This window comes from Actinomadura geliboluensis (assembly GCF_043197915.1).
Lineage (GTDB): Bacteria > Actinomycetota > Actinomycetes > Streptosporangiales > Streptosporangiaceae > Spirillospora > Spirillospora geliboluensis.
The window spans coordinates 570,503-595,715 of sequence record NZ_JBICUA010000001.1 but is presented as its reverse complement, the minus strand read 5'-3'; the positions used below and the strand labels follow the sequence as shown (position 1 = coordinate 595,715).

Genomic DNA, 25,213 nt, shown 5'->3' with positions numbered 1-25,213 from the left:
CGATTCGGGTACCCCCGGGATTCCCCCGGATCGGGCGGATCGGGAATAGGTTACGAAACGCTACCGTTGCGTATCGGCATGGACCCCCAGACGATTCAGCGCCGGCGATGGTACGTCCTCGGCGTCCTCACCATGAGCCTGCTGGTGGTCGTGCTCGACAACACGATCCTCAACGTCGCGCTCAAGACCATCGCGGACCCGGAGAAGGGGCTCGGCGCCACGCAGAGCCAGCTCGAGTGGTCGATCAACTCCTACACGCTCGTCTTCGCCGGCCTGCTGTTCACCTTCGGCGTGATCGGCGACCGGCTCGGACGCAAGCGCGTGCTGATGGGCGGCATGGCGGTGTTCGCCCTCGCCTCGCTGCTGTCGGCCTACGCGCAGACGCCCGACCAGCTCATCTACGCCCGCGCCCTGATGGGCCTCGGCGGCGCCGCGGTGATGCCGCAGACGCTGTCGATCATCACCAACGTCTTCGAGCCGCACGAGCGCGCCCGCGCGATCGGCATCTGGGCCGGCGCGGTCGGCCTCGGCGTCGCGATCGGCCCCCTCACCGGCGGGCTGCTGCTCGCCCACTTCTGGTGGGGCTCGGTCTTCCTCATCAACGTCCCGGTCATCGCGGTCGGCGTCACGCTGATGGCGTTCCTCGTGCCCGAGTCCCGCAACCCCGAGCCCGGACGGCTCGACCCGGTCGGCGTCGTGCTGTCGGTCATCGGCCTCGTCGTCCTGTCGTACGGGATCATCCAGGGCGGCGAGCGGGGCGACTGGCTCGCGCTCCCCGTGCTCGGCCCGATCCTCGCCGGCGCCGCCGTCATCGCGCTGTTCGTCGCGCACGAGGCCCGCACCGCGTCCCCCGCGTTCGACGTCCGGCTGTTCCGGGACCCGCGCATGTCGGCGGCCGTCGCGTCCATCGCGCTGTGCTTCTTCGCCGCGAGCGGCGTGTTCTTCTTCGCCAACTTCTACATGCAGTCGGTGCGCGGGCTGACCCCGCTGCAGTCCGGCGCGATGGTGCTGCCGTTCGCCGTCGCCCAGCTCGCGTTCGCGCCGCGCAGCGCCGCGATGGTGCACCGCTTCGGCGCCAAGGCCGTCTGCACGACCGGCCTGCTGCTGGTCGCCGCCGCGCTGGCGAGCTACCAGTTCATCGGCACCGACACCCCGATGTGGATCCTCGGCGTGATCTTCTTCGTGCAGGGCACCGGGATGGCCAACGTCATGCCGCCCGCCACCGAGTCGGTCATGTCGGCGCTGCCGCGCGAGAAGGCCGGCGCAGGATCGGCCATCAACAACACCGCCCGGCAGGTCGCCGTCGCGATGGGCGTGGCCGTGCTCGGCTCCGTCGTCGCGTCCGTCTACCGCCGCGACCTGGAGGGCGACCTCGCCGCGCTGCCCCCCGGCGCGCGCGAGGCGGCCGGCGAGTCCATCGAGGGCGCGCACGCCGTCGCCGCCCGGATGGGCGACGCCGGGCGGCAGCTCGCCGGGCACGCCGACGCCGCGTTCGTCAACGCCATGCACACCGCGTCCGTCGCCGCCGCCGTCATCGCGCTCCTCGGCGCGCTCGTCGTCGCCAAGTGGATGCCGGGCCGCACCCCCGCCGCCCCCGCCGCGCACGCCGGCGCGCCGCGCGAACCGGAGAAGGCCGCCGCATGAGGACGCGGATGTGAGAGCGTGAACGCGCCATGACCGGGACAGAGCGGCGGCACGGCGGGCGACCCCGCAGCGAGCGTGCCGAGAAGGCCATCATCGAGGCGGTCCTCGAGCTCCTCGCCGAGGAGTCGGGGGTGGACGGCGTGTCGGTGGAGGCGGTCGCCGCGCGCGCCGGCGTCGGCAAGACCACCATCTACCGGCGCTGGCCCGGCAAGGACGCGCTGATCCTCGACGCGCTCGGGTCGGCCAAGGCGCCGCTGCCCGAACCGTCCGGCGCCTCCGTCCGGGACGACCTCACCGAGATCGCGCTGGCGATGGCCGCCGAGCGGGGCCGCCGCTACCTGCGGGTCTTCTGGAACGTCATGGGCGGCGCGGAGAAGTACCCCGAGCTGTACGCCCGCTACCGCCGCGACATCATCGAACCGCGCCGCGACGTCGTCCGCCGGGTGCTGCGCCGCGGCGTCGAGACCGGGGAGCTGCGCGCCGACCTCGACGTCGAGGCGGCGATGTCGATGCTGCTCGGCACCCTCGCCGGCCGCCGGCCCGGGGAGAGCTTCCCCGCCGGCCGCGCCGAGGCCGTCGTCGACACCCTCATGCGGGGCATCGGAGCGGGCGCGCGATGACGCGGCGACGACGGAAGCGAAGCGATTTCGGCACGGTAGGCGTGATCTTCTCCCTTGCGGCGGTGTCATGCCCCATACTGTCGCTGGGTAGTGCTGAGACGACCGGCTGTCTGGAGCGCGTCAGGTGAGATCCGTCATGGCGCCGCGAGGCGATGCGCCCGCCACCGATTCCGCGTCCCGGACCCTGGTCCTGGGCATCGACGGTGCCAGGCGGATCGTCCAGTGCGGGCCGAACGCCCGGGCCGTCCTCGGCCGGGCCCCCGAGGAGCTGATCGGCCGCCCCGCCACCGACCTGGTGGGCGAGGAGGCCAAGGCCGAGCTGGAGACCCTCCTGGAGGTCGGCGACCAGGAGCGCAACGGCGTGATGACCGTGCAGCGCGGCGACCAGGGCACCTCCGCCCTCGTCACCGTGCAGCCGCTCGTCGGCGGCGCGCAGGACGCCGGGCCCGCCGCGCTGCTGTTCGTCCGCGTGGAGCTGCCGCCCAGCGAGCGCTACCAGGACCCGGCCCTCATGCGCCGCGCGCTCATGGACGACCAGCTCACCCGGTTCGGCGCGTCCCTCGACCTCGACCAGTCCGCGCGCGGCCTCGTCGACGTCGTCGTCCCGCACTACTGCAACGCCGCGTCCGTGCTCGTGCTGGAGAGCCTCGTCGCCTCCGACGAGGTGCACAGCGAGTCCGGCTCGGCGGTGCTGCGCCGCATAGCGGTCACCTCCGACGACGGCAACCCCGCCTGGACGTCCACGTTCCCCGTCGGCGAGGTGCTCGTCTTCCCCGAGGGCACCCCCTACCGGGAGGTCATGGAGACCGCCCGGCCCGTCCACCTGCCGCACATCCCGCTGGACGCCGCCACCGAGATCGGCAAGCTGTGGCGGCGCGGCCCCGCGGGCGAGCTGCTGTCCAACGTGTCGATGGTGCTGCTGCCGCTGATCGCCCACGACACCCTGCTCGGCTTCATCGCCTGCACCCGCGTCCCCGGCTTCCGCAAGTTCGACGCCTACGACGTCGAGATCGGCATGGAGTTCGCCGCCCGCGCCGCGATCGTCATCGACAACGCCCGGCGGTTCAGCCGCGAGCGCGCCACCGCGCTGGCGCTGCAGCGCAGCCTGCTGCCGCTGCGGCTGTCCGCGCCGTCCTCCGTCGAGGTCCGGCACCGCTACCTGCCCGGCAGCAAGCTCGTCGAGGTCGGCGGCGACTGGTACGAGTCGATAGCGCTGCCCGGCGCCCGCGTCGCGCTGATCGTCGGCGACGTCGCCGGGCACGGCGTCCGCGCCGCCGTCACCATGGGCCGGCTGCGCACCGCGCTGCACACCCTCGCCAACCTCGAGCTGCCGCCCGCCGACGCCCTGCACGTCATGCACGAGCTCATGATCGAGCTCGGCGAGCAGGAGCCCCACTTCGCCACCTGCGTGTACGCCGTCTACGACGCGACCACCGGCACCATCGAGATCGCCTCCGCCGGGCACCTGCCGCCGCTGCTGGCCAGCCCCACCGGCGACAACGAGTACCTGAAGGTCCCGCCCGCCCCGCCGCTCGGCGTCGCCGGCGGCGCCGCGATCGAGAGCCGCGAGTTCACCGTCGAGGACGGCAGCCTCTTCGTCATCTACACCGACGGCCTGGTCGAGAACCGCGGCCGCGACATCGACGACGGCCTCGCCCGCCTCCAGGGCATCTTCGGCCCCGGCTCCGTCGACCGCCCCATGGAGGAACTCGCCAAGGCGACCCTCGCCGGCGTCTACGCCGACCAGCACCGCGACGACATCGCCGTCCTCATCGCCCGGCTGCGCCGCCTCCCCGAAGACCAGTACGCCTCCTGGACCCTGCCCGCCGACCCGGCCGCCGTCCGCCGCGCCCGCGGCCTCGTCAGCGCCCGCCTGGAGGAATGGGGCCTGGAGGACCTGAGCTACACCACCGAGCTGCTCGCCTCCGAACTCATCACCAACGCGCTCCGCTACGCCCCCGGCCCCATCGAGCTGCGACTCCTCCTGGAACGCACCCTCGTCTGCGAGGTCCTGGACCGGTCCGCCGCCCTGCCCCGCCTCCGCCGCGCCGAAGACGACGACGAGAACGGCCGCGGCCTCCTCGTCGTCAGCCAGCTCGCCCACCGCTGGGGCAGCCGCCGCACCGCCGCCGGCAAAGTCGTCTGGTGCGAGCAGATCGTCCCCGGCACCGACCCCGACGCCTCAGAACAAGTCCCGGCCTGGCCCGACGAGGCATGGCCAGGCGAAAGCCACCACCGCGGTTAATCGTGTTACCCAGGGGGGCGACCCCCTGGAACCCCCGTCACGGGCGGGAGGCTGTGTTTGCCCAGGGGGGCGACCCCCTGGAACCCCCGTTACGGGCGGGAGGCTGTTTCCCCGATCCGCTGGCGCGTCTCGGCGAAACAGCCTCTCGCCCGGCGGGCCGGGCGGCCTCCGGGCGCTAGAGCGCCCTCCGGCCGCCCGACCCGTGGGCGGTGGTTGGGGTTAGTGTTCTTGTTCGCGCCAGGCGTTGGTTATGGGGAGGCGGCGGTCTCGGCCGAAGTTCTTGGGGGTGATCTTCGGGCCCGGGGGGTACTGGCGGCGCTTGTACTCGGCGATGTCGACCAGGCGGATGGCGCGGTCCACCAGGGCGGGGTCGTGGCCGGCCTTGATGAGGGACTCGCGGCCCATGTCGCGTTCGACGTAGTCGGCGAGGAGCGGGTCCAGGACGGTGTACTCGGGGAGCGTGTCGCGGTCGCGCTGGCCGGGGCGCAGCTCGGCTGACGGCTCCTTCACGATGATGGCCTCGGGGATGGGCTCCTGCGCGAACGGATGCAGGAACGGCAGGTCGACGCCGGCCTGCGTGTTGCGCCAGCGGGCGAGCTGCCACACGGTGAGCTTGAAGACGTCCTTGATCGGGGCGAAGCCGCCCGCGGAGTCGCCGTAGAGGGTGGAGTAGCCGGTGGCGAGCTCGCTCTTGTTGCCGCCGGTCAGGACGAGGTGGCCGTGCTCGTTGGACAGGGCCATCCACACGTTGGCGCGGATGCGGGCCTGGAGGTTCTCGGCGGCGAGGCCGTGCAGGTCGAGCTGCTTCTCGAACGCCTCGACCATGTCGGCGATGGGGACGGTGCGGGAGTTGACGCCCTGGCGCTTGACGAGGTCCTCGGCGTCCACGACGGAGCCCTCGGAGGAGTAGCGGCTCGGGAGCAGGACGGCGTGCACGTTCTCCGGGCCGATCGCGTCGGAGGCGATGGTGGCGACGAGGGCGGAGTCGATGCCGCCGGACAGCCCGAGGACGACGGAGCGGAAGCCGTTCTTGCGGACGTAGTCGCGGGTGCCGAGGACGAGCGCGGCGTAGATCTCGGCGAGGTCGTCCATTGGCTCGGCGGCGGCCTGCGGCCGAACCGGGTAGGCGGGCAGCGGCTCCGGGGTGAGGACATGCCGGTCGATGGTGATGGTGGTGCCGTCGTGGGCGTCGACCGGGGTGCGGCCGGGTGCGGCCGAGGGGTCGGCGGCGGGGAGTGCCAGGTCGGCGACGAGGAGGTGCTCGACGAACTGGGGCGCGCGGGCCAGGGGCGTGCCGTCGGGGCCGACGATGACGGAGTCGCCGTCGAAGACGAGTTCGTCCTGGCCGCCGACCATGTTGACGTAGGCGAGGGCGCAGCCCGCCTCGCGGGCGCGTTCGGTGCACAGGTCGAGGCGGACGTCGTCCTTGTTGCGCTCGTAGGGGGAGGCGTTGACGGCGAGCAGCAGGCCCGCGCCGGACGCGGAGGTGACGCTGACCGGGCCGCCGTCCTGCCAGAGGTCCTCGCAGATGACGGTGGCGACGTCGACGCCGCGGACGCGGACGACGGGCAGCCGGTCGCCGGGGACGAAGATCCGGTACTCGTCGAAGACGCCGTAGTTCGGCAGGTGGTGCTTGGCCGAGCGGACCAGGACCTCGCCGCCGTGCAGCCACGCGGCCGCGTTCAGCGGCGCGCCGGCGGGCTGCCCGGAGCGGACCGGGCCGACGGAGCGGCGGTCCAGGTAGCCGGTGACGACGGGCAGGTCGCCGAGGCCCTCGTCGGCGAGCCGGCGGGCGAGCCGGTCCAGGGCCCGGCGGCACGCCTCGACGAAGGACGCGCGGAGCGCGAGGTCCTCCACCGGGTAGCCGGTCAGCATCATCTCGGGGAAGGCGACCAGGTGCGCGCCCGCGTCGGCGGCGCGCCGGCTCCATTCCACGATCAGGTCGGCGTTGCCGTCGAGGTCGCCGACGGTCGGGTTCACCTGCGCGAGCGCGATCCTGAGCTGTGCCACCCTCCCAGGGTAGAACGCGCGCGGCCGTTTCGTCACTTTGACGAGAAGTCGGCGGCGAGCGCGGCGGCCCGGCGGCGGCGGATCGCGGGGGCGAGGGCGAGCTGCGCCAGCGCCGCGATGAGGGCCAGCCCCGCGCAGGTCAGCCACAGTGCGGCCGCCCCGCCGGTGCCGAGCAGCTGGGTGCCGCCGAGCGGCGCCAGCAGGAAGCCGCCCGACCACGCCATCCCGTACAGGCCGTTGTACCGGCCGCGCAGGTCGGCGGGCGCGAGGTCGGCGACGACGGCCTGCAGGACGGACGCCGCCGTGATCTCCCCTAGCGTCCACACCAGGATCGTCGCGGTGTAGGCGGCCACCGTCGAGGCCAGCGAGGTCAGCCCGTAGCCGAGCCCGACCAGCAGGAACCCGGCGACCATCACCAGGCTGTGGTCGCGGCGGGCCAGCCACGCGTTCACCAGCGGCTGCACGATGATGATCAGCACGCCGTTCGCGGCGATCGCGAGGCCGTAGGACTGGGGGCCGAGGCCGTCCTCCTTCATCGCCAGCGGCATCGTCGTCATGCCCTGCATCAGCACGAACGTGTACACCAGGGTGACCAGTACGTAGCCGACCATGACGCGGTCGCGCAGGACGCGCAGGAACCCGCCGGTGCCGCCGGCGCGGGTCTCCCGCGACCGCGTCTCGGGGATGGCGCGCCACACCAGCAGGCCGAACCCGGCGCAGGTGGCCGCGTCGATCCAGAACAGCCACAGGAAGCCCTGCTGCGCGAGCGTCCCGCCGAGCACCATCGCGACCGCCCAGCCCAGGTTGATCGCCCAGAACAGCAGCCCGAAGGCGCGCGGCCGGTCGGCGGGGGAGATGATGTCGGCCACCATCGCCTGCGCGGCGGGCCGGTACATGTCCAGCAGGACGCCGAGCAGCAGCGCCGCCGCCACGAGGGCGGCGATGCCCTGGGCGTAGCCGAGCGCGAGCATCGCGGCGCCGGTGCCGACGGTCGCGATCGTCAGCGTCGCCCGCCGGCCGATCCGGTCGGCGAGCAGCCCGCCGACGATCTGGCCGCCGAGCGAGCCCGCGCCGAGCACCGCCATCACCACGCCGGCCTGCGCCAGCGACAGCCCGCGCATGGTCGTGAGGTAGAGGCCGAGGAACGGCTCGACCATGGTGCCGAGGCGGTTGAGCAGCGTCCCCGCCCACAGCACCCAGAACGGCCGGGGGAAGCCGCCGACACGGGGGCGCAGGAACGCCGCGACCCGGCCCGGCGCGGCGACGGGGGTGTCTTCCAGAGTGGTCACTCGCACGATGGTGGGCGCTCCGGACGGCACCGGATAATCATTTAGCCTGGACTGAATGATCGAGTTCGTGTTCGCGCCGGACGACGTGGCCCGCGTCCGGTTCGCGTTCTCGCCGCTGTGGGAGATGGTGCGCAGCCTGCGGGTGCTCGCCGACCCGTCCGGGCACGCGCTGCACCTGCCGTGGGTGCGCACCGTCCGGCCGCGGCTGCGCGGGCTCGGCCTCGGGCCGCTGCACGAGGTCGTCGGGCCCGCCGGGTACATCCCCGACTTCCTCACCCCGCCGCCGGGGACCCCGCTGCCCGACCTCGCCGAGGAGCTGGGGATCGTCCGGGCCACGCCGCCGGAGGTCGTCGCCGCCGAGCTGCGCTGGACGGAGTTCGGCACCCGGCCGGGCGCGACGCGGCTGGCGATGGCGGCCACTCCTGAGCGCACCCTGGCGCACCTCGCCGACCTGCTCGAACGGTACTGGGAGGTCGCCGTGGAGCCGTTCTGGCCCCGCGTCCGCGACCTGCTCGAAGGGGACGTCCTGCGCCGGACGGGCGCGCTCGCCGCCGAGGGCGCCGCCGGGGTGTTCGGCGACCTGCACGAGGCGGTGTCGTGGCGCGCCGGGACGCTGACCGTCGACCGGCGCTGGACGTTCCGCGGCGAGCTGGCCGGGCGCGGGATGCTGCTCGTCCCGAGCGCGTTCGTGTGGCCGCACGTCTCGGTGATGATGCCGCCCTACCAGCCGATGCTCAGCTATCCGCCGCGCGGCGTCGCGACGCTGTGGGAGACGGGGCGGCCGGACGAGCGGCGGGACGCGCTGGCCGCGCTGATCGGCCGGCGGCGCGCGGAGCTGCTCGCCGCGCTGGCGCGGCCCGCCGCGACGACGGACCTGGCGCGGCGGCTCGGCGTCACCCCCGGCGCGGTCAGCCAGCATCTCGGCGTGCTGCGGGCCTGCGGCCTCGTCACCGGGCACCGCATGGGCCGCCGGGTCCTGTACGTGCGCACCCCGGCGGGCGACGCGCTCGCGCGCGGTCAGCGCAGTGAGGCGAGCGCGTCCAGGCGCAGCGTGCCGGGCGCCGAGTCGGGCGCGTAGCGGCCGGACTCGGCGAGCCAGTCCAGGTGGGCGCGCGGGGTGTCCAGCAGCACCTTGACGACCTGCGCGGCGGCGGCGCGCTGTGCGACCGTGAGGTCTAGCCGGTCGAGCATGTCGGGCAGCTTGCGCGCCGCGGCCCACGCCTGCTCCAGCCGGTCGACGATCTGGTCGGCGACGGCGGCGGCGGCCTGCTCGGCGGTCAGCCCGCGCGTCCGGGCGAGGACGGCGGGCAGCGCGTGCACGTCGCCGCGGGCCGCCTCCAGGTCGCAGGAGGCGAGGTCGTTGGACCAGGCCACGGCGTCGGCGACGCCGTCGGCGAGGGTCTTCCAGCGGGGCGTGCGCAGCAGCCGGGCCGGCAGCTCGACGCCGAGGACGGGTTCGACCAGGTCGTACAGGAACGGCCCGCACGCCCGGCGGCGCAGCGGCGGGTACTCCGCCTCCGTCGGGACGTGCCGGATCCGGCGGTTGACCGCCTCCTCCGCGCAGCCGTCCCGGTGCGTCTCCAGCTGCAGCATGAACCGGCGCCGCCACTCGCGGCTCATGTCCTTGGCCGTCTCCTGCCACAGCTCGACCAGCGACGCCTCCAGGGGCCGCGCCCCCGGCCGGGCGTGGCCGCGCCGCATCGCGCGCAGCAGGTCGTCGTACAGCGCGTGCACGGCGCTGCCGCTGTCGGCGAGCGGCGGGTGGTCCATCGTGTCGTCCAGCGCGAGCGCCCAGGTCAGCCAGCGGGCGAACAGGTCGACCCCGGCGAGCTCGGCGGACGGCAGCACGCGGGCGGCGAGCCGCTCGCAGCGGGCCCGGCCGAGCGGCGAGGTGTCCGGATCGCCGAGCACGAGGCCGCGGCCGCGGGCCCAGGTCTCCACCTGGGCGCACAGCCGCCACGACTCCGGGTGCATGGCCGACGGTGTCGCCAGTGCGGGCACCCGGTCCGTCATCGAGAGCAGAAGAGAGATGTCCACGACCCTGACCACGCTAATGATCATTCCGTCGAGCGACCATGATCGCCGCGTCAATTTCCGGGAAACGGTTCCGTGCGGACGGTCATGGAGGCGCCATCCGCCCGCCCGTACCGGACGCCGCCCTGACGTGCGATAGTTCGATGATCGGCAACACGCTCATACCAGGAGGAAAAGTGTCCAGAGGGACCGTGCGATGGGCACTGGGCGCGGGCCTCGCGGCCCTGGCGCTGACGGCGTCGGCCTGCGGTGGCGACGAGGGCGCCACCGTGCAGGGCGTGACGCTCATCGAGAAGGGCGCGCTGACCTCGTGCACCCACCTGCCGTACCCGCCGTTCCAGTCCGAGGACAAGAAGACCGGCAAGGTCGTCGGCTTCGACGTCGAGCTGATCGACCTCGTCGCCAAGAAGCTCGGCGTCACGCAGAAGGTCGTCGACACGCCGTTCGAGACGATGAAGACGGGCGCCGCGCTGAACGCCGGCAAGTGCGACATCCAGATGGGCGGCATGACCATCAAGCCCGACCGGGTGAAGTTCATGGACGTCTCCGCCCCCTACTTCGACGCGACGCAGTCGCTGATGGCGAAGAAGGGCAGCGGGATCACCTCGCTGGACGACGTCAAGAACAAGAAGCTGAAGCTCGGCTCCCAGGCGAGCACCACCGGCGAGGACTTCGTCAAGGAGAAGGGCTTCGACCCGCGCTCGTTCGACAACTCCAACGCCGAGCTGGACGCGCTGCGCACCGGCCAGGTCGACGTGATCGTCCAGGACGACCCGGTCGTCAAGGGCTGGCTGAAGGACCCGGCGAACTCCGGCTACGAGATCGTCGCGAACCTGAACACCGGCGAGCAGTACGGCTTCTGGATGCGCAAGGGGAAGAACCCCGAGCTGGTCAAGATCACTAACGAGGTGCTCGCGCAGGCCAAGGCCGACGGCACCTACAAGAAGATCTACGAGAAGTGGATCGGTCCGATGCCCGCGGCCGCCGGCGGCGGGTCGTGACCGCGGAACCGGTCAAGGCGGCGGTGCCCGGCGGGCTGTCCCGCCGGCGCCGCCGGCAGCTGTCGCTCGGCGGGCAGTACGGGCTCTTCGCCCTCGTCGTGATCGTGGTCGTGCTGCTGGCCGACTGGGGCACGCTGCGGCTGAACTTCGCCAACTGGGAGGTCGCGAAGAGCCTGTTCCCCGACGTCATCACGGTCGGCCTCCGCAACACCGCGGTCTACACGGCCACCGGCTTCGGGCTCGGGCTGGTGCTCGGCCTCGCCATCGCGCTGATGCGGCTGTCGTCGGTCGCGCCCTACCGGTGGTTCGCGGCGGCGTTCATCGAGGTCTTCCGCGGCCTGCCGCTGCTGCTGATCTTCATCTTCATCAGCGTCGGCGTGCCGCTGGCCTTCGGGACGACCGTTCCCGGCGGGGCCGTCGGGCAGACCGCGCTGGCCCTCGGCCTGGCCGCGGGCGCCTACATGGCGGAGACGATCCGGGCCGGGATCGAGGCCGTCCCGAAGGGGCAGACGGAGGCGGCGCGCTCCCTCGGGATGTCGCACGCCCGCGCGATGCGGTCGATCGTCATTCCGCAGGCGTTCCGCATCGTCATCCCGCCGCTCACCAACCAGCTGGTGCTGCTCTGCAAGGACTCCTCGCTGGTGCTCTTCCTCGGCATCACCCTGGAGCAGCGGGAGCTGACGAAGTTCGGCCGCGACCTGGCGGGCCAGGTCGGCAACACGACCCCGATCATCGTGGCCGGGATCTGCTATCTGATCATCACGATCCCGCTGAGCCTGCTGGCCCGGCGGCTGGAGGCGCGGCAGCGCAGGGGGCAGCGATGACGGGCCTCGGCAAGGGCACCGGCGGCGGAGCCATCGAGATCACCGGGCTGCGCAAGTCGTTCGGGACGAACGAGGTGCTGCGCGGCATCGACTTCCATGTCGAGCCGGGCGAGGTGGTGTGCGTGATCGGCCCGTCCGGGTCGGGCAAGTCGACGCTGCTGCGCTGCGTCAACCTGCTGGAGGAGCCGTCCGCGGGGACGATCCGGGTCGCGGGCGCCGACGTCACCGACCCCGAGGTGGACATCGACGCCGTCCGCCGCCGGATCGGCATGGTGTTCCAGTCCTTCAACCTCTTCCCGCACCTGACGGCCCTCGGCAACGTGGTGATCGCGCAGCGGAAGGTGCTGAAGCGGGACAAGGCGGAGGCCGAGCGGATCGCCCGGGAGAACCTGGAGCGGGTCGGGCTGTCCGACAAGGTCGACGCGTACCCGGCGCAGCTGTCGGGCGGGCAGCAGCAGCGGGTGGGGATCGCCCGCGCGCTGGCGATGGGGCCGGAGGTGATGCTGTTCGACGAGCCGACGTCCGCGCTGGACCCGGAGCTCGTCGGCGACGTCCTCGGCGTCATGCGGGGCCTGGCGGAGGCCGGGATGACCATGCTCGTGGTCACCCACGAGATGTCGTTCGCCCGGGAGGTGGCCGACCGGGTGGTGTTCATGGACGGCGGCGTGGTCGTCGAGGAGGGCCCGCCGCAGCGGGTGATCGCCGACCCGTCGCACGAGCGCACCCGGGCGTTCCTGTCCCGCGTCCTCGACCCGGCCGCCGCGCGGGTCGGGGAGGGTGAGTAGTCGGATATGTTCCGGTCAGCGGGAATGGTCCGGTGTAACGTCGCGGTAACAGCCACCGGGCATACTGCGAAGTAGCCGGACCGTCTCTCGCGGCCGGCATGCGTTGCCCGGCCCCATGTCGGCGGCGGGGCAGTACCGAGGGAGAAGGCTTTGGACCGTCAGCAGGAGTTCGTGCTCCGCACGCTGGAGGAGCGCGACATCCGCTTCATCCGGCTGTGGTTCACCGACGTGCTCGGGTTCCTGAAGTCGGTGGCCGTGGCGCCCGCCGAGCTGGAGGGCGCGTTCGGCGAGGGCATCGGCTTCGACGGGTCGGCGATCGAGGGCTTCGCGCGCGTGTACGAGGCCGACATGATCGCCAAGCCGGACCCGTCCACCTTCCAGGTGCTGCCCTGGCGCTCGGAGTCGCCGGGCGTCGGGCGGATGTTCTGCGACATCCTGATGCCGGACGGGACGCCGAGCTTCGCCGACCCCCGCTACGTGCTGAAGCGGGCGCTGTCGCGGGCCGCCGACCTCGGGTTCACCTTCTACACCCATCCCGAGATCGAGTTCTTCCTCCTCAACGACAAGCCGGAGGACGGCAGCGAGCCCGAGCCCGCCGACTCCGGCGGCTACTTCGACCACACCCCGCACAGCGCCGCGCACGACTTCCGGCGCAACGCGATCATGATGCTGGAGGCCATGGGCATCTCGGTGGAGTACAGCCACCACGAGGGCGCCCCCGGCCAGCAGGAGATCGACCTGCGGTACGCCGACGCGCTCACCACCGCCGACAACATCATGACGTTCCGGCTGGTGATGAAGGAGGTCGCGCTGGAGCAGGGCGTCCACGCGTCCTTCATGCCGAAGCCGTTCACCGAGCACCCCGGCTCCGGCATGCACACCCACATGTCGCTGTTCGAGGGCGACCGCAACGCCTTCTACGAGCCGGGCGCGGAGTTCAAGCTGTCCAAGGTCGGGCGGGCGTTCATCGCCGGGCTGCTGCGGCACTCCGCGGAGATCACCGCGGTGTGCAACCAGTGGGTCAACTCCTACAAGCGGCTGTGGGGCAACGTCGGCTCGGCCGCCGGCGCCGGGGGAGAGGCCCCGTCCTACATCTGCTGGGGGCACAACAACCGGTCCGCGCTCGTCCGCGTGCCGATGTACAAACCGCACAAGGGCCACTCGACGCGGATCGAGTTCCGGTCGCTGGACACGGCCGCGAACCCCTACCTGGCGTTCGCGGCGATCCTCGGCGCCGGGCTGAAGGGCATCGAGGAGGGCTACGAGCTGCCGCCGGGCGCCGAGGACGACGTCTGGGCGCTGACCGTCGCCGAGCGGCGCGCCCTCGGCATCGAGCCGCTGCCGCAGAACCTGGACGAGGCGATCCACGCGATGGAGCGCAGCGAGCTGGTCGCCGACGTCCTCGGCGAGCACGTGTTCGACTTCTTCCTGCGCAACAAGAGGCAGGAGTGGGAGGAGTACCGGCGCCAGGTGACCGAGTTCGAGCGCAGGCGCCTGCTGGCGGTGCTCTAACGGGGCGGCCGGATTACGGTTGACGCTGTGACCGAGTCCCGCACTCCCGAACGCCGCTCCTCCCTCGCCGGACGCCTCGCGCGGCTCGGCTTCACCGACGCGGCGCGCGCCGAGTGGCTGCTGCGGGACGCCGAGCGCGGCACCGGCGCGCCGCCCGGCGCCGACCTGCTCGACGCTCTCGGCGGCACCGCCGACCCCGACCTCGCCCTGGACGGGCTGCTGCGCCTGTTCGCGGCGGCCGACGAGCACGGCGAGGGCGCCGAGCTGCGCGCGGCCCTCGCCGCCGAGCCGGGGACGCGGGAGCGGCTGACCGCGGTGCTCGGCGTGAGCGCCGCCCTCGGCGACCACCTGGCCCGCCACCCCGGCCACTGGCGGGTGCTGCGCGACGGCTGGGCGCCGCCGCCCGGCGGCCCCCGGGACGAGCTGCTGGCCGCGGTCGGCGCCGACCCCGCCGACCCGGAGCCCGTGGCCGGCGCCGGCGACGCGCTCGTCGCGCTGCGCGTCGCCTACCGGCGCCGGGTGCTCGCCCTCGCCGGCCGCGACCTCATCGGCGCGGCCGGCGTCGCCGCGGTCGCCGCCGAGCTGGCCGACCTCGCCGCCGCCGCGCTGGAGGCGGGCCTCGCGGTCGCGCGGGCCGGCGTCCCCGAGCACGGGACGTGCCGGCTCGCCGTGATCGGCATGGGCAAGTGCGGGGCCCGCGAGCTGAACTACGTCAGCGACGTCGACGTGGTCTTCGTCGCCGAGGCCCGCGACGGGCACGACGAGGACGCCGCGCTGCGCACCGCAACGCGGCTCGCGTCGGCGATGATGCGGGCCTGCTCGGCCAGCACCGAGGAGGGCGCCCTCTGGGAGGTGGACGCGGCGCTGCGCCCCGAGGGCAAGGCCGGCCCGCTGGTGCGCACCCTCGCCAGCCACCGCGCCTACTACGAGCGGTGGGCCAAGACCTGGGAGTTCCAGGCGCTGCTGAAGGCCCGGCCCGTCGCCGGCGACGCCGAACTCGGCGCCCGCTACCTGGACATGATCACCCCGGTGGTGTGGCGGGCGGCCGAGGGCGAGAGCTTCGTCGAGGACGTCCAGGCCATGCGGCGCCGCGTCGAGACCGACCTGAACCGGCGCACCGCCGACTCCGAGCGGCAGCTCAAGCTCGGGCCGGGCGGCCTGCGCGACGTCGAGTTCTCGGTGCAGCTGCTCCAGCTCGTGCACGGCCGCGCCGACGAGTCGCTGCGCGCCCGCGCGACCCTCGACGCGCTCGCCGCGCTGTCCCAGGGCGGCTACGTCGGCCGCGACGACGCGGCGGCGCTGGCCTCGGCGTACCGGTTCCTGCGGCGGGTGGAGCACCTCGTCCAGCTGCACCGGCTGCGCCGCACCCACCTCGTCCCGGACGGCGCGGACGGCCTGCGCCGCCTCGGCCGCGCCCTCGGCCTGCGCACCGACCCGGTCGGGGAGTTCACCGCGCTGTGGCGGCGGCACGCGCGGGAGGTCCGCCGCATCCACGAGAAGCTGTTCTACCGGCCGCTGCTGCGGGCCGTGGCGCGGCTGCCGGGGGAGGAGGCCCGGCTCACCCCCGAGGCCGCCCGGACCCGGCTGGAGGCGCTCGGGTACGCCGACCCGGCGGGCGCGCTGCGGCACATCGAGGCGCTGACCGCGGGCGTGTCGCGGCGCGCCGCGATCCAGCGGACGCTGCTGCCGGTGATGCTCGGCTGGTTCGCCGACGCGCCCGACCCGGACGCGGGACTGCTCGGGTTCCGGCAGGTCAGCGACGCGCTCGGCACGACGCCCTGGTATCTGCGGCTGCTGCGGGACGAGGTGACCGTCGCCGAGCGGATGGCGTGGGTGCTCGGCTCCAGCCGGTACGCCACCGACCTGCTGCTGCGCGCCCCCGAGGCGGTCGCGCTGCTCGGCGGCGGCGAGGACGACCTCGCCCCGCGGCCCTGCGCGGCGCTGTCCGCCGAGGCGCTCGCCGCGGTCCGGCGGCATGCCGAGGGCGGCCGGCCGGCCGAGGAGGCGGTCGGCGTGGTGCGCGGGCTGCGGCGCCGGGAGCTGTTCCGCGTCGCGGTCGCCGACCTGCTCGGCCTGGCGGACGTGCGGACGGTCGGGGACGCCCTCACCGGCATCGCCACCGTCACGATCGAGGCCGCGCTGCGGACCGCCGTGCACAAGATCGAGATGGAGGCGCGGGAGCCGCTGCCGACGCGCCTCGCCGTGGTCGCGATGGGCCGGTTCGGCGGGCACGAGCTCGGCTACGGCAGCGACGCCGACGTGATGTTCGTGCACGACCCGCTGCCCGGCGCGGACGAGGCCGCCGCCGGGCGCGCCGCGCACGCCGTCGCCGAGGAGATGCGCCGGCTGCTCGCGCTGCCCGCCCCCGACCCGCCGCTGGTGATCGACCCGAACCTGCGGCCGGAGGGGCGGCAGGGGCCGCTCGTGCGCACGCTCGCGTCCTACGCCGCCTACTACGCCCGCTGGTCGGAGCCGTGGGAGGCGCAGGCGCTGCTGCGCGCCGACCCGCTGATCGGCGACGCGGGGCTGCGCGAGCGGTTCCGCGCGCTGATCGACCCGGTCCGCTGGCCGGAGGACGGGATCGGCGACGACGCCGTCCGGCAGATCCGGCGGCTGAAGGCGCGGATGGAGACCGAGCGGCTGCCGCGCGGCGTCGAGCGGCGGCTGCACACCAAGCTCGGGCCGGGCGGCCTCGCCGACGTGGAATGGGTCGCGCAGCTCCTGCAGCTCCAGCACGCCCACGACGTCCCAGGGCTGCGCACCACCCGGACGCTGGACGCGCTGGACGCCGCCGTCGAGGCCCGGCTCCTGGACGCGGACGACGCCGAGGTCCTCGCGGAGTCGTGGTGCCTGGCGACCCGCATCCGGGGGGCCGTCATGCTGGTGCGGGGCCGCGCGTCCGACCTGCTGCCGACCGACCACCACCGGGAGCGCAGCGCCGTCACCCGCGTCCTCGGCTATCCGGGGACGGGGGACCTGCTGGAGGACTACCGGCGCTGCACCCGCCGCGCGCGCGCCGTCGTCGACCGCGTGTTCTATGGAGCCGACTGAGAAGCGGGGCGTACCACTGGAGGAGGCCCTACTACTCCGGTAGTAGGGCCGTCAGGGCCTGCTCGCCCGGCATGGGGCGGCGCGGCCCGTCCCGGACGGGGTCGCGGGGCCACGGCCGGTGCGCTGCGCGAGCCGGTGCGTGATCCGGGCCCGCACGATGAGGATCGGGATGGGGCAGCGCGCGTAGAGCAGCCACGACACCCACAGGGCGCCGCCGATCAGCGCCATCCCCGCCACCGCGTCCAGCACGTAGTGGTTGGCGGTGGACAGGATGACGAACACCGTCGTCGCGGGGTACAGCGCGCCGAGGATCTTCGCCCACGGCCGCGACGCCAGCTTGACCAGGATGAACCCGCACCACAGCGCCCAGCCGGCGTGCATCGACGGCATCGCCGCGTACTGGTTGGTCAGGCTCCCGGACGCGTCGCTGGCGTACAGGCCGAGCGAGTGCAGCGCGGTCACCGGGTCGACGAAGCCCTCGCTGTGCAGGAACCTCGGCGGGGCGAGCGGGTACAGCCAGAACCCGATGAGCGCGACCCCCGTGGCGACCATGATGGACGTGCGGAGCCACCGGTAGTGCTCCGGCCGGTAGCGGTACAGCCAGACGACGACGCCGAGCGTCACGATGAAGTGCATCGTGGCGTAGAAGATGTTGGCGGTCCGCGCCAGCCACGGCACGGCCAGCAGGGTGTGGTTCAGGTGCAGCTCAACGTCCAGCCCCAGGTGGCGTTCCAGGCGCAGGATCTCGTCCGCGTGGGCGAACGCCGGGCCCGTGCCGTCCTGAACCAGGACGACGCGCGTCAGCGTATATCCGGTGTAGAACAGGACGACCAGCAGAAGCTCACGCCAGACCGGAGGCGCGGTGAGCACCCGGTGCCGCATCCTTGCGGCGGCCTGGCCTCTGCGGGCTGCTGGGGGGGCGGGTTGAGCCATGCTACCTATCTTTGCCTCAGGGCCCCCTTAAAGAGATCACCGCAATGAATGGTCTTCATCTCAGCCTTGAGTAGTACGACCCTGATGCGGTATCCGGACTTTCGGGGGAGGGCCCTCGGGGACGCCGGGCGGATGCCCTGCGTGCTCCCCCATGCGCGTGGAGCCTATGGAGTTGATCAGGAGTCAGCATAAGAGGCCCTGGGTAGGTCACGAGCGCCCCCCGCGACACGAACAGGGGGATGAATGGCTAAGTACCGGGGCATTCCCGGCATTGCACTGGTGACCGCCGCCGGAGTGGCCGCATCCGGACTGGTGTCCCTCCACGGAATGACCGGGCACGGGCGCCCGGTGGCCGCCGCGCCCCGCGCCGCCATCGGCACGTCGGTCGGCACGTCGGTCGGCACGGCTCCGATCCCGCCTGCGGGGACGCTCCCGTCCCCGCCCGCCGCGCCGCCCCTGACATGGGCGCGCTGCACCGGGCTGCCCGCCCCGCCGCCCGGCGGAGCGCCCCGGCCCGCCGGGATCCGCTGCGCGACGCTCCGGGTACCGCTCGACTACGCGCGACCGTCCGGCGCGACCATCGGCCTCGCCCTGGTCAAGGTGCCGGCGACCGACCGGCGGCGCCGCATCGGCTCGCTGCTGTTCAACTTCGGCGGCCCCGGCGGCGCCGGCGTCGACACCCTCGTCCAGGCCGCGGGGGAGTACGCCGCGCTCCGCGCCCGGTACGACCTGGTCGGCTTCGACCCGCGCGGCGTCGGGCGCAGCGCCCCCGTCCGGTGCGCGGACGACCGGCGCCTGGACCGGCTCGCCGCCCTGGACGACACCCCCGACACCGCCGCCGAGGAGACCGCGTACATCGACGCCCGCGCCGCCTTCGTCAAGGGATGCGCGACCCGCTCCGGCGACCTGCTGCCCCACGTCGGCACCAAGGACGCCGCCCGCGACATGGAGGCGATCCGCGTCGCGCTCGGCGACCCGAAACTGCACTACTTCGGCGTCTCCTACGGCACCTGGCTCGGCGCCGCCTACGCCCACCAGTTCCCCGGCGGCGTCGGGCGGGCCGTCCTGGACGGCGCCGTCGACACCGGGATCGGCGCCGCCGACCTGGCCCTCCAGCAGGCCGGCGCGTTCCAGCGCGCCCTCGGCGGCTTCGCCGCCGCCTGCGCCCGCCTCGGCCGCACGTCGTGCCCGCTCGGCGCCGACGGCCCGGCGGTCGCCGCGTCCGTCGGGCGGATCCTCGCCGGGCTCGACCGGAGACCGCTCGCGACGTCGTCCGGCCGCAAGCTCACCCAGAGCCTCGGCGCGACCGGCGTCGCCGCCGCGCTGTACTCCCGGGACGCCTGGCCCTACCTCGCCCAGGGCCTCGTGGACGCGGTGAAGCGCCGCGACGGCTCGCTGCTGCTGATGCTCGCCGACGTCCAGAACGGCCGGTCCGGCGACGGCGCCTACAGCAACCTGTCCGCCGCCAACACCGCCATCACCTGCGCCGACACGACCGAACGCCACACTCCCGCGGACGTGCGGCGGCTGCTGCCGAAGTTCCGCGAGGCCTCGCCGGTCTTCGGCCCCTCGATGGCGTGGGGGCTGCTCCAGTGCACGGGCTGGCCGGTCCCGGGCGACGGGTCGGCGCGGGAGGTGTCGGCCCCGTCCGCCGCGCCGATCCTCGTGGTCGGCAACACCGGCGACCCGGCCACCCCGTACGCGTGGGCGCCGGCGCTGACGCGCGCGCTCGGCGGCCGGGCCGTGCTCCTCACCCTCAAGGGGGAGGGGCACGGCGCCTACGACACCGGCGACCCCTGCGTCCGCGCCGCCGTGCACGCCTACCTCCTGGACGGCCGGACGCCGGCACCCGGCACGACCTGCGGCTAGACGACCTGCTCGACCTTCTTCGGCTCCCGGAGCGCCTCGCCGACCGTGCAGTACCGCTCGTGGACGCGCGCCGCCACGGCCTTCAGGACGTCCTCGGCCTTGTCGTCGCCCTCGGGCAGCTCCACGTCGTAGGTCACCGTGATCGTGCCCAGCGTGCTCGTCGCGACCTTGTCCGCCTGGACGGTCGCGGCGAGCCGCGCCATCCGGTGCCCGCGCTGAGCGGTCAGCGGCTCGACCGTGACCAGCTCGCAGCCGCCGAGCGCCGCCAGCAGCAGCTCGACCGGCGTGAACACGCCCGCGGCGTCGCCGTCTCCGATCGCGACCTCCGCGCCCCGCGCGTTCACCGCCCGGAAGCCGTCCTCGGTGCGCTCCACCCTGACCTCGGCCATGGGATCCCCTTTGATCGTCCGATACCCGCCAGGTGAACACGGCGTCCCGGCGCGTTCTTCCCGACGACGTTTCCCGGAAGACCACGGGGTATCCGGGGTGGAGGCGGCGCCGGGACCGGGCCGCCGCAGGCCACGGCATCATCGATTCGGGGGACCGATGGGGCACATCAAGACACGTGACGGCACGGAGATCTACTACAAGGACTGGGGCCGGGGGCGGCCGGTCCTCTTCATCCACGGCTGGCCGCTGAACGCCGACGCGTGGGACGACCACATGAAGGCGGTCGCCGACGCCGGCTTCCGCGCCATCGCGCACGACCGCCGCGGCCACGGCCGCTCGTCCCAGCCCTGGGACGGCTACGACTTCGACACCTTCGCCGACGACCTCAACGACCTGATCGACGCGCTCGGCGTCTGGGACGTCGTCCTCGTGGCGCACTCGATGGGCGGCGGGGAACTGGCCCGCTACATCGGCCGGCACGGCACGAGCCGCGTGTCCAAGGCGGTGCTGCTGTCGGCGATCCCGCCGCTGATGATGCAGACCGGCACCAATCCCGAAGGGGTGCCGGCCCAGGTCTTCGAGGACATCAAGAAGGGCATCCTGAACGAGCGGTCGCAGTTCTGGATGGACACGTCCGAGAGCTTCTTCTCCGCCAACAGGCCGGGCACGAAGGCCACCCAGGGCAACCGGAACGCGTTCTGGTTCATGGCCATGCAGGAGAGCGTCAAGGCCGGCGTCGACTGCGTCACGGCGTTCGCCGAGACCGACTTCACCGAGGACCTGCGCCGGTTCGACGTCCCGACGCTGATCATCCACGGCGACGACGACCAGATCGTCCCGATCGACGCCACCGCCCGCAAGTCCGTCGAGATCATCCCCGACGCCGAGCTGAAGGTGTACGAGGGCGGCTCGCACGGCCTCGCGATGGTGCCGGGCGACAAGGAGCGCTTCACCCGCGACCTCCTCGAGTTCCTGCGCGCCTGACCGCCGCCGGCTCGGGGCCCGCGTTCAGGCCCCGAGCCGCTCCCGCTCCTCGGCGACGATCTGCCGGGCGAGGTCCTGCTGGGAGATGTCGAGCGCCTCCGGGGCCTGCTCCGCCAGGTCGCTGCGGCGCGCGTACTCGTCGAACAGCCGGGCCTTGTGCGCCAGGATCTGGAGCATCCGCTCGTCCACGCCGCCGGGCGTCAGCAGCCGGTGCACCTGCACCGTCCGCACCTGCCCCATCCGGTGCGCGCGGGCGATCGCCTGCGTCTCGATCGTCGGCTTCACCTGCGGCTCGCAGATGATCACCACGGACGCGGCCTGCAGGTTGAGCCCGACCCCGCCCGCCTCGATCTGGGCCAGCAGGACGGCGTGCCCCGGCTCGGCGGTGAACGCGTCCACGATCTCCTGACGCCGTGCCGGGGGCGTGTCGCCCCTGATCGGCCCGCGCGCCGCCGCTCCGAGCGCGTCCCGCACCGCGTCCAGGACGTCCCGGAAGTAGGAGAACACCACGACCTTCAACTCGTTCTCGGCGGCCTCCCGCACCAGTTCCGCCAGCCGGTCCAGCTTCGCCGACTTGTCCGGGACGGCGTAGGCGGCGCGGCGCATCGCCATGAAGTTGCCGTCGAGCACCGCGGCCCGGTAGGCGTCCTCGTCCGCCGCGCTGAACTCCTCCCACTCGTCCACGCGCACGACCTCGGGCAGTTCGACGAGCACGTCCCGCTGGTTGCGGCGCAGGTAGACCGGCGCGACCGCCGACCGGAACGCGCGCGCCCCGAGCGCCGCGTCGCTCGACCGGATCTCCCCGGCCAGCTCGGGCCGCAGATGCGCGACCAGGCTGCGGAACTCCTCCACCCGGTTCTCCATCGGGGTGCCGGTGAGGAAGAGGACGCGCTCGGTCCGCGCGCACCAGGCGGCCACGGCCCGCGCCCGCCGGGTCTCGTGGTTCTTGGCGTAGTGGGCCTCGTCCACCACGAACATGCCGAGCCGGACCCCGTCCGGGACGTCGAGGCCGTGGAGCGTCGCGAGCGTCGTCACCGCGATGCCGCCGCCCGCGACCCACGCCTCCAGCGCCGCGCCCCGCCCGCCGCCGTGCAGCGGATGCGCGGCGAGCGCGCTGCGCCGCTCGATCTCCCGCACCCAGTTGATCAGGACGCTCGCGGGGCAGGCCACCAGGAAGTGCGTCGCGCCCTCCGCCCGCAGGTGCGCGATCGCGGCGATCGCCTGGACCGTCTTCCCGAGCCCCATCTCGTCGCCGAGGATCACCCGCCGCTGCGCGAGCGCGAACCGCGCCCCGAACGCCTGGTAGCCGCACAGCGCGACCCGCCGGTGGGCGTCGTCGAGCGGCTGGGCCTTGACCCGCGCCGCCAGATCGTCCGGCAGGAACCCCTCGGCCGCCTCCCGCTCCGGCCCCGCCGCCGCCAGCTCCGCCAGCAGGGTCTGGTAGTCGGACGCGCGCAGCTCGAAGTCGATCCACGCCTCGTCCGGCGAGACGTGCGGCCGCAGCAGGTCCACCGAAGCCTGCGAGATGAGCAGCCGGGCGCCCGCCGCCTCCCTCAGGGCCTCCGCCAGCTCGCCGACCGCCTCCCGGGCCCGCTCCCGCTTCGCCGGCCGCGCGAACGCCCGCCGCCACCACGACCCCGCCGGCCGCGCGTCGTGCACCAGCGGGCCGAGCCGCTCGTCCAGCCCGTCGGCGGCGGCCCGCGCCCTCGGCAGCTCCGGCCCCGCGCCGACCAGCCGGTGCAGCGCGACGACCACCGGCGCCATCGCCTCGTCCCGCCGGTCGACGTCGATCCGGACGCTCACCGACCGCTCCGCCGCCTCGGCCAGGCTCCCCGCCGCCGCGTGCAGCTGCTGCGCGGTCTGCGGCCCGATGCCCGGCAGCAGCTGGAGCCGGTACGGGGTCGCCTCCAGGACGTCCGCGACGCTGCCGAACCCCGCCTCCTTCAGGGGGCCGAGCCGCAGCCGCCCGTCCGTGACGTCCTTCAACCGCGCCAGCGGGATCTCCCGCAACTGCCCCTTCGCCGCCTCGGCGCGCAGCGGCGCCAGCGCGGCGTGGACGTCCGCCACGGCCCGCCGGTGGTCGGCGATCAGATCGCGCGCGGCACCCAGCAGCGCCGACCCGTCCCGCAGGACGTCCTTGGCCTCGCCGGTCATTCCGCTCCCCACCGCGCCTGCTCGTCCTCGATGATCCGTGCGGGATCGCCGTCCACCAGCTCGTCCACGCCCGGCGCCACCAGGCGGTGTACCAGCAGGGGACCGGTCCGGCCCTGGAGGCGGCCGATCGCGCGGGCCTCCAGGGCCCGGTCCGGCTGCGGCTCGCAGAGGATCGCCACGGCCGCGCCTGGCGGAGGCGGTGCGCCGATCCCGGCCGTCGCGACGGCGACCGAGTCCCGGACGACCTCCAGCACCTCCGGGAAGCCGGACAGCACGACGGTCTCCAAGCCCTCCGCGGCCGCCTCCTCGACCAGCCGCCGCAACCGCCTGAGCTTCGCGGACGTCTTCGGGACGGCGAACGCGGCCCGCCGCATCGCATCGAAGTCGCCCGCCCCGACCGCGTCCCGGTAGGCGGCCCGGTCGGCCCGGCTGAACGCCACCAGCTCGTCCACGCGCACGATATCGGGCAGCTCCCTGAACACGTCCTGTTGCTCCCGCCGCAGGTACACCGGCGCGGCGCCCGCCCGGAACTCCCGCGACCCCAGGACCGCGTACTCCGGACGGACCATCGAACCGAGCAGCTCCGCCAGAGTGCGGAAGCACTCCGCCCGTTCCCGCATCGGCAGCCCGGTGAGAAAGAGGGCGTCGTCCACGCGCTCGGCCCAGGAACCGATCGCCCGCGCACGAGCGCTGTCGGGATTCTTCACACGGTCAGCCTCGTCCAGGACGAACATCCCCACCGCGACATCCGCGGAGACGTACAGGTCGGCCAGCGACTCCAACGGCACGATACCGACGCCGCCGGTGTCGGCCCACCTCTGCACGGCGGCGGCCCGGCCGGGACCGTGCAGCGGACGCGCCGGCAGCGCGCTGCACGCCTCGACGTCGCGGACCCACGAAGGCAGGACGCTCGCGGGGCAGGCCACCAGGAAGCGCGTCACGCCCTCCGCCCGCCGATGCGCCATCGCGGCGACCACCTGGACCGTCCTCCCGAGCCCCATCCCGTCACCCAGGATCGCCCGCCGCCGCTCCAGCGCGAACCGGGCCCCGAACGCCTGGTAATCCGCCAGCGGCACCTTCAGATGCGTTTCGTCGAGCCTCTGGGCCGCGACCCGTGCCGCCGCCTCAGGCGGCAGAAAGCCCTCTGCGGCCGCGCCCCCGGACGCGACCCCGGCCACGTCCGCCAGCACGCCCAGATACTCGGCCGTCCGCCGCTCGTAGTCACGCCGCGCCTCGTCACCGGACACCTCGTCCGGCACGACCGCGGCGGTTTCAAGGATCTCCGCCAGCTCGGCGACCGCCCGCTGCTTCCGCCGGTACGGCGGCAGGAACCTCCTGCTCCGGGCCTGCCTCAGCAGCGACGGAACCCTCTCCACCACGACATCGGCCTGCGCGGGATCGACGTGCACCAGCCAGTGCACCGCGATCACCAGCGGCTCCAGTTCGGGCCGGCCGAGGTCGATGCCCGGATCCGCCGCCCGCCCCGCCGCCTCCGCCAGCCGCACGGCCGCCCAGTGCAGCCGATCCGCCGTGACCGGCCCGATGCCCCGCAGCAGCCGGAGCCCCTGGGGCGTCGAGTCGAGGACGTCCACCACGGTGACGAACTCCGCGCCGTGCACCGGCCCGAGCCGGAACGGCCCGTCCGCGACCTCCTTCAGCCGCGCGACCGGCACGGACCGCAGCCGCTCCCGCGCCGCCTCCCGCCGCAGCGCCCCGACGGCCGCCTCCACCTCGCCCCGCAGCCGCCGCCGCTCGCCCTCCAGCCCGCGCACGGCGTCCAGCAGCGCCTCCGCGTCCCGCAGGACACGCCCGGCATAGTCCCTCATCCCGCCCCTCCGCGCCCATAATGCCAGCGCCCCCACCCCAAA

Annotated in this window: 18 protein-coding genes; 11 read left to right on the top strand and 7 right to left on the bottom strand. The window is 73.9% G+C overall.

Going from position 1 to position 25,213, the window contains the following annotated elements; genetic code table 11:
• Positions 1-78 precede the first annotated feature (78 nt).
• The 3 genes from ACGFI1_RS02790 to ACGFI1_RS02780 all read left to right on the top strand — a co-directional run bounded on the left by ACGFI1_RS02790 (position 79) and on the right by ACGFI1_RS02780 (position 4,509).
• Complete coding sequence (locus ACGFI1_RS02790; protein WP_392782276.1) at positions 79-1,644, top strand: MFS transporter; 1,566 nt, start codon at positions 79-81, stop codon at positions 1,642-1,644.
• Between the two features lie 29 nt (positions 1,645-1,673).
• Positions 1,674-2,264 carry a TetR/AcrR family transcriptional regulator gene (locus tag ACGFI1_RS02785; RefSeq protein ID WP_386866783.1) on the top strand — a complete coding sequence of 197 codons (591 nt, stop codon included), beginning with the start codon at positions 1,674-1,676 and terminating at the stop codon, positions 2,262-2,264.
• Between the two features lie 136 nt (positions 2,265-2,400).
• Complete coding sequence (locus tag ACGFI1_RS02780; RefSeq protein ID WP_301176460.1) at positions 2,401-4,509, top strand: ATP-binding SpoIIE family protein phosphatase; 2,109 nt, start codon at positions 2,401-2,403, stop codon at positions 4,507-4,509.
• A 219-nt stretch (positions 4,510-4,728) separates the two neighbouring features.
• Here the strand turns inward: ACGFI1_RS02780 and ACGFI1_RS02775 are convergent, their stop codons facing one another.
• Together ACGFI1_RS02775 and ACGFI1_RS02770 are read right to left on the bottom strand one after the other, a co-directional pair.
• Entirely contained in the window at positions 4,729-6,519 is a 1,791-nt protein-coding gene (locus ACGFI1_RS02775; RefSeq protein WP_392782273.1) for an NAD+ synthase, read from the bottom strand.
• 32 nt (positions 6,520-6,551) lie between these two features.
• Positions 6,552-7,808, bottom strand: a complete 1,257-nt coding sequence (locus tag ACGFI1_RS02770; RefSeq protein ID WP_392782271.1) for an MDR family MFS transporter — start codon at positions 7,806-7,808, stop codon at positions 6,552-6,554.
• 55 nt (positions 7,809-7,863) lie between these two features.
• Here ACGFI1_RS02770 and ACGFI1_RS02765 point away from each other — a divergent pair, with 55 nt between their 5' ends.
• Positions 7,864-8,886, top strand: a complete 1,023-nt coding sequence (locus ACGFI1_RS02765) for a DUF5937 family protein (protein ID WP_386869042.1) — start codon at positions 7,864-7,866, stop codon at positions 8,884-8,886.
• Here the strand turns inward: ACGFI1_RS02765 and ACGFI1_RS02760 are convergent.
• Positions 8,826-9,845, bottom strand: a complete 1,020-nt coding sequence (locus ACGFI1_RS02760; protein WP_386869041.1) for a terpene synthase family protein — start codon at positions 9,843-9,845, stop codon at positions 8,826-8,828. The two genes, ACGFI1_RS02765 and ACGFI1_RS02760, sit on opposite strands and share 61 nt — an antisense overlap.
• Positions 9,846-10,018: 173 nt before the next feature.
• Here ACGFI1_RS02760 and ACGFI1_RS02755 point away from each other — a divergent pair, with 173 nt between their 5' ends.
• From ACGFI1_RS02755 to ACGFI1_RS02735, 5 genes are all read left to right on the top strand, one after another.
• Positions 10,019-10,843, top strand: a complete 825-nt coding sequence (locus ACGFI1_RS02755; RefSeq protein ID WP_240808453.1) for a transporter substrate-binding domain-containing protein — start codon at positions 10,019-10,021, stop codon at positions 10,841-10,843.
• Positions 10,840-11,667, top strand: coding sequence for an amino acid ABC transporter permease (locus ACGFI1_RS02750; protein WP_387070229.1), 828 nt, complete (start codon positions 10,840-10,842; stop codon positions 11,665-11,667). The genes ACGFI1_RS02755 and ACGFI1_RS02750 overlap by 4 nt, the downstream gene beginning before the upstream one ends.
• Positions 11,664-12,452: an amino acid ABC transporter ATP-binding protein gene (locus ACGFI1_RS02745; RefSeq protein WP_386869038.1), complete on the top strand. Its 789-nt coding sequence runs from the start codon at positions 11,664-11,666 to the stop codon at positions 12,450-12,452. The genes ACGFI1_RS02750 and ACGFI1_RS02745 overlap by 4 nt, the downstream gene beginning before the upstream one ends.
• A 150-nt stretch (positions 12,453-12,602) precedes the next feature.
• Positions 12,603-13,964: a glutamine synthetase family protein gene (locus tag ACGFI1_RS02740; protein ID WP_138640758.1), complete on the top strand. Its 1,362-nt coding sequence runs from the start codon at positions 12,603-12,605 to the stop codon at positions 13,962-13,964.
• Positions 13,965-13,991: 27 nt separating this feature from the next.
• A complete protein-coding gene (locus ACGFI1_RS02735) occupies positions 13,992-17,015 on the top strand; it encodes a bifunctional [glutamine synthetase] adenylyltransferase/[glutamine synthetase]-adenylyl-L-tyrosine phosphorylase (protein ID WP_392782263.1) in 3,024 nt (1,007 codons plus the stop codon).
• Between the two features lie 51 nt (positions 17,016-17,066).
• Here ACGFI1_RS02735 and ACGFI1_RS02730 read toward each other — a convergent pair whose 3' ends face one another.
• Positions 17,067-17,948 (bottom strand): phosphatase PAP2 family protein, encoded by an 882-nt coding sequence (locus ACGFI1_RS02730; RefSeq protein WP_392782260.1) that lies wholly within the window; start codon positions 17,946-17,948, stop codon positions 17,067-17,069.
• A 243-nt stretch (positions 17,949-18,191) separates the two neighbouring features.
• Between ACGFI1_RS02730 and ACGFI1_RS02725 the strand changes: the two genes are divergently transcribed.
• Positions 18,192-19,817 (top strand): alpha/beta hydrolase, encoded by a 1,626-nt coding sequence (locus ACGFI1_RS02725; protein ID WP_392782257.1) that lies wholly within the window; start codon positions 18,192-18,194, stop codon positions 19,815-19,817.
• Here ACGFI1_RS02725 and ACGFI1_RS02720 read toward each other — a convergent pair.
• On the bottom strand, positions 19,814-20,206 hold the full coding sequence (locus tag ACGFI1_RS02720) for an OsmC family protein (protein ID WP_301177450.1): 393 nt from the start codon (positions 20,204-20,206) through the stop codon (positions 19,814-19,816). The genes ACGFI1_RS02725 and ACGFI1_RS02720 overlap by 4 nt on opposite strands.
• 157 nt (positions 20,207-20,363) lie before the next feature.
• Here ACGFI1_RS02720 and ACGFI1_RS02715 point away from each other — a divergent pair, with 157 nt between their 5' ends.
• Positions 20,364-21,191 (top strand): alpha/beta fold hydrolase, encoded by an 828-nt coding sequence (locus tag ACGFI1_RS02715; RefSeq protein ID WP_301177451.1) that lies wholly within the window; start codon positions 20,364-20,366, stop codon positions 21,189-21,191.
• Positions 21,192-21,215: 24 nt separating this feature from the next.
• Here ACGFI1_RS02715 and ACGFI1_RS02710 read toward each other — a convergent pair whose 3' ends face one another.
• The gene (locus ACGFI1_RS02710; RefSeq protein WP_392782252.1) at positions 21,216-23,357 is read right to left on the bottom strand and encodes a DEAD/DEAH box helicase; all 2,142 of its coding nucleotides are present in this window, start codon (positions 23,355-23,357) and stop codon (positions 21,216-21,218) included.
• Positions 23,342-25,171 (bottom strand): SNF2-related protein, encoded by a 1,830-nt coding sequence (locus ACGFI1_RS02705; protein ID WP_392782249.1) that lies wholly within the window; start codon positions 25,169-25,171, stop codon positions 23,342-23,344. The genes ACGFI1_RS02710 and ACGFI1_RS02705 overlap by 16 nt, the downstream gene beginning before the upstream one ends.
• Positions 25,172-25,213: the final 42 nt, after the last annotated feature.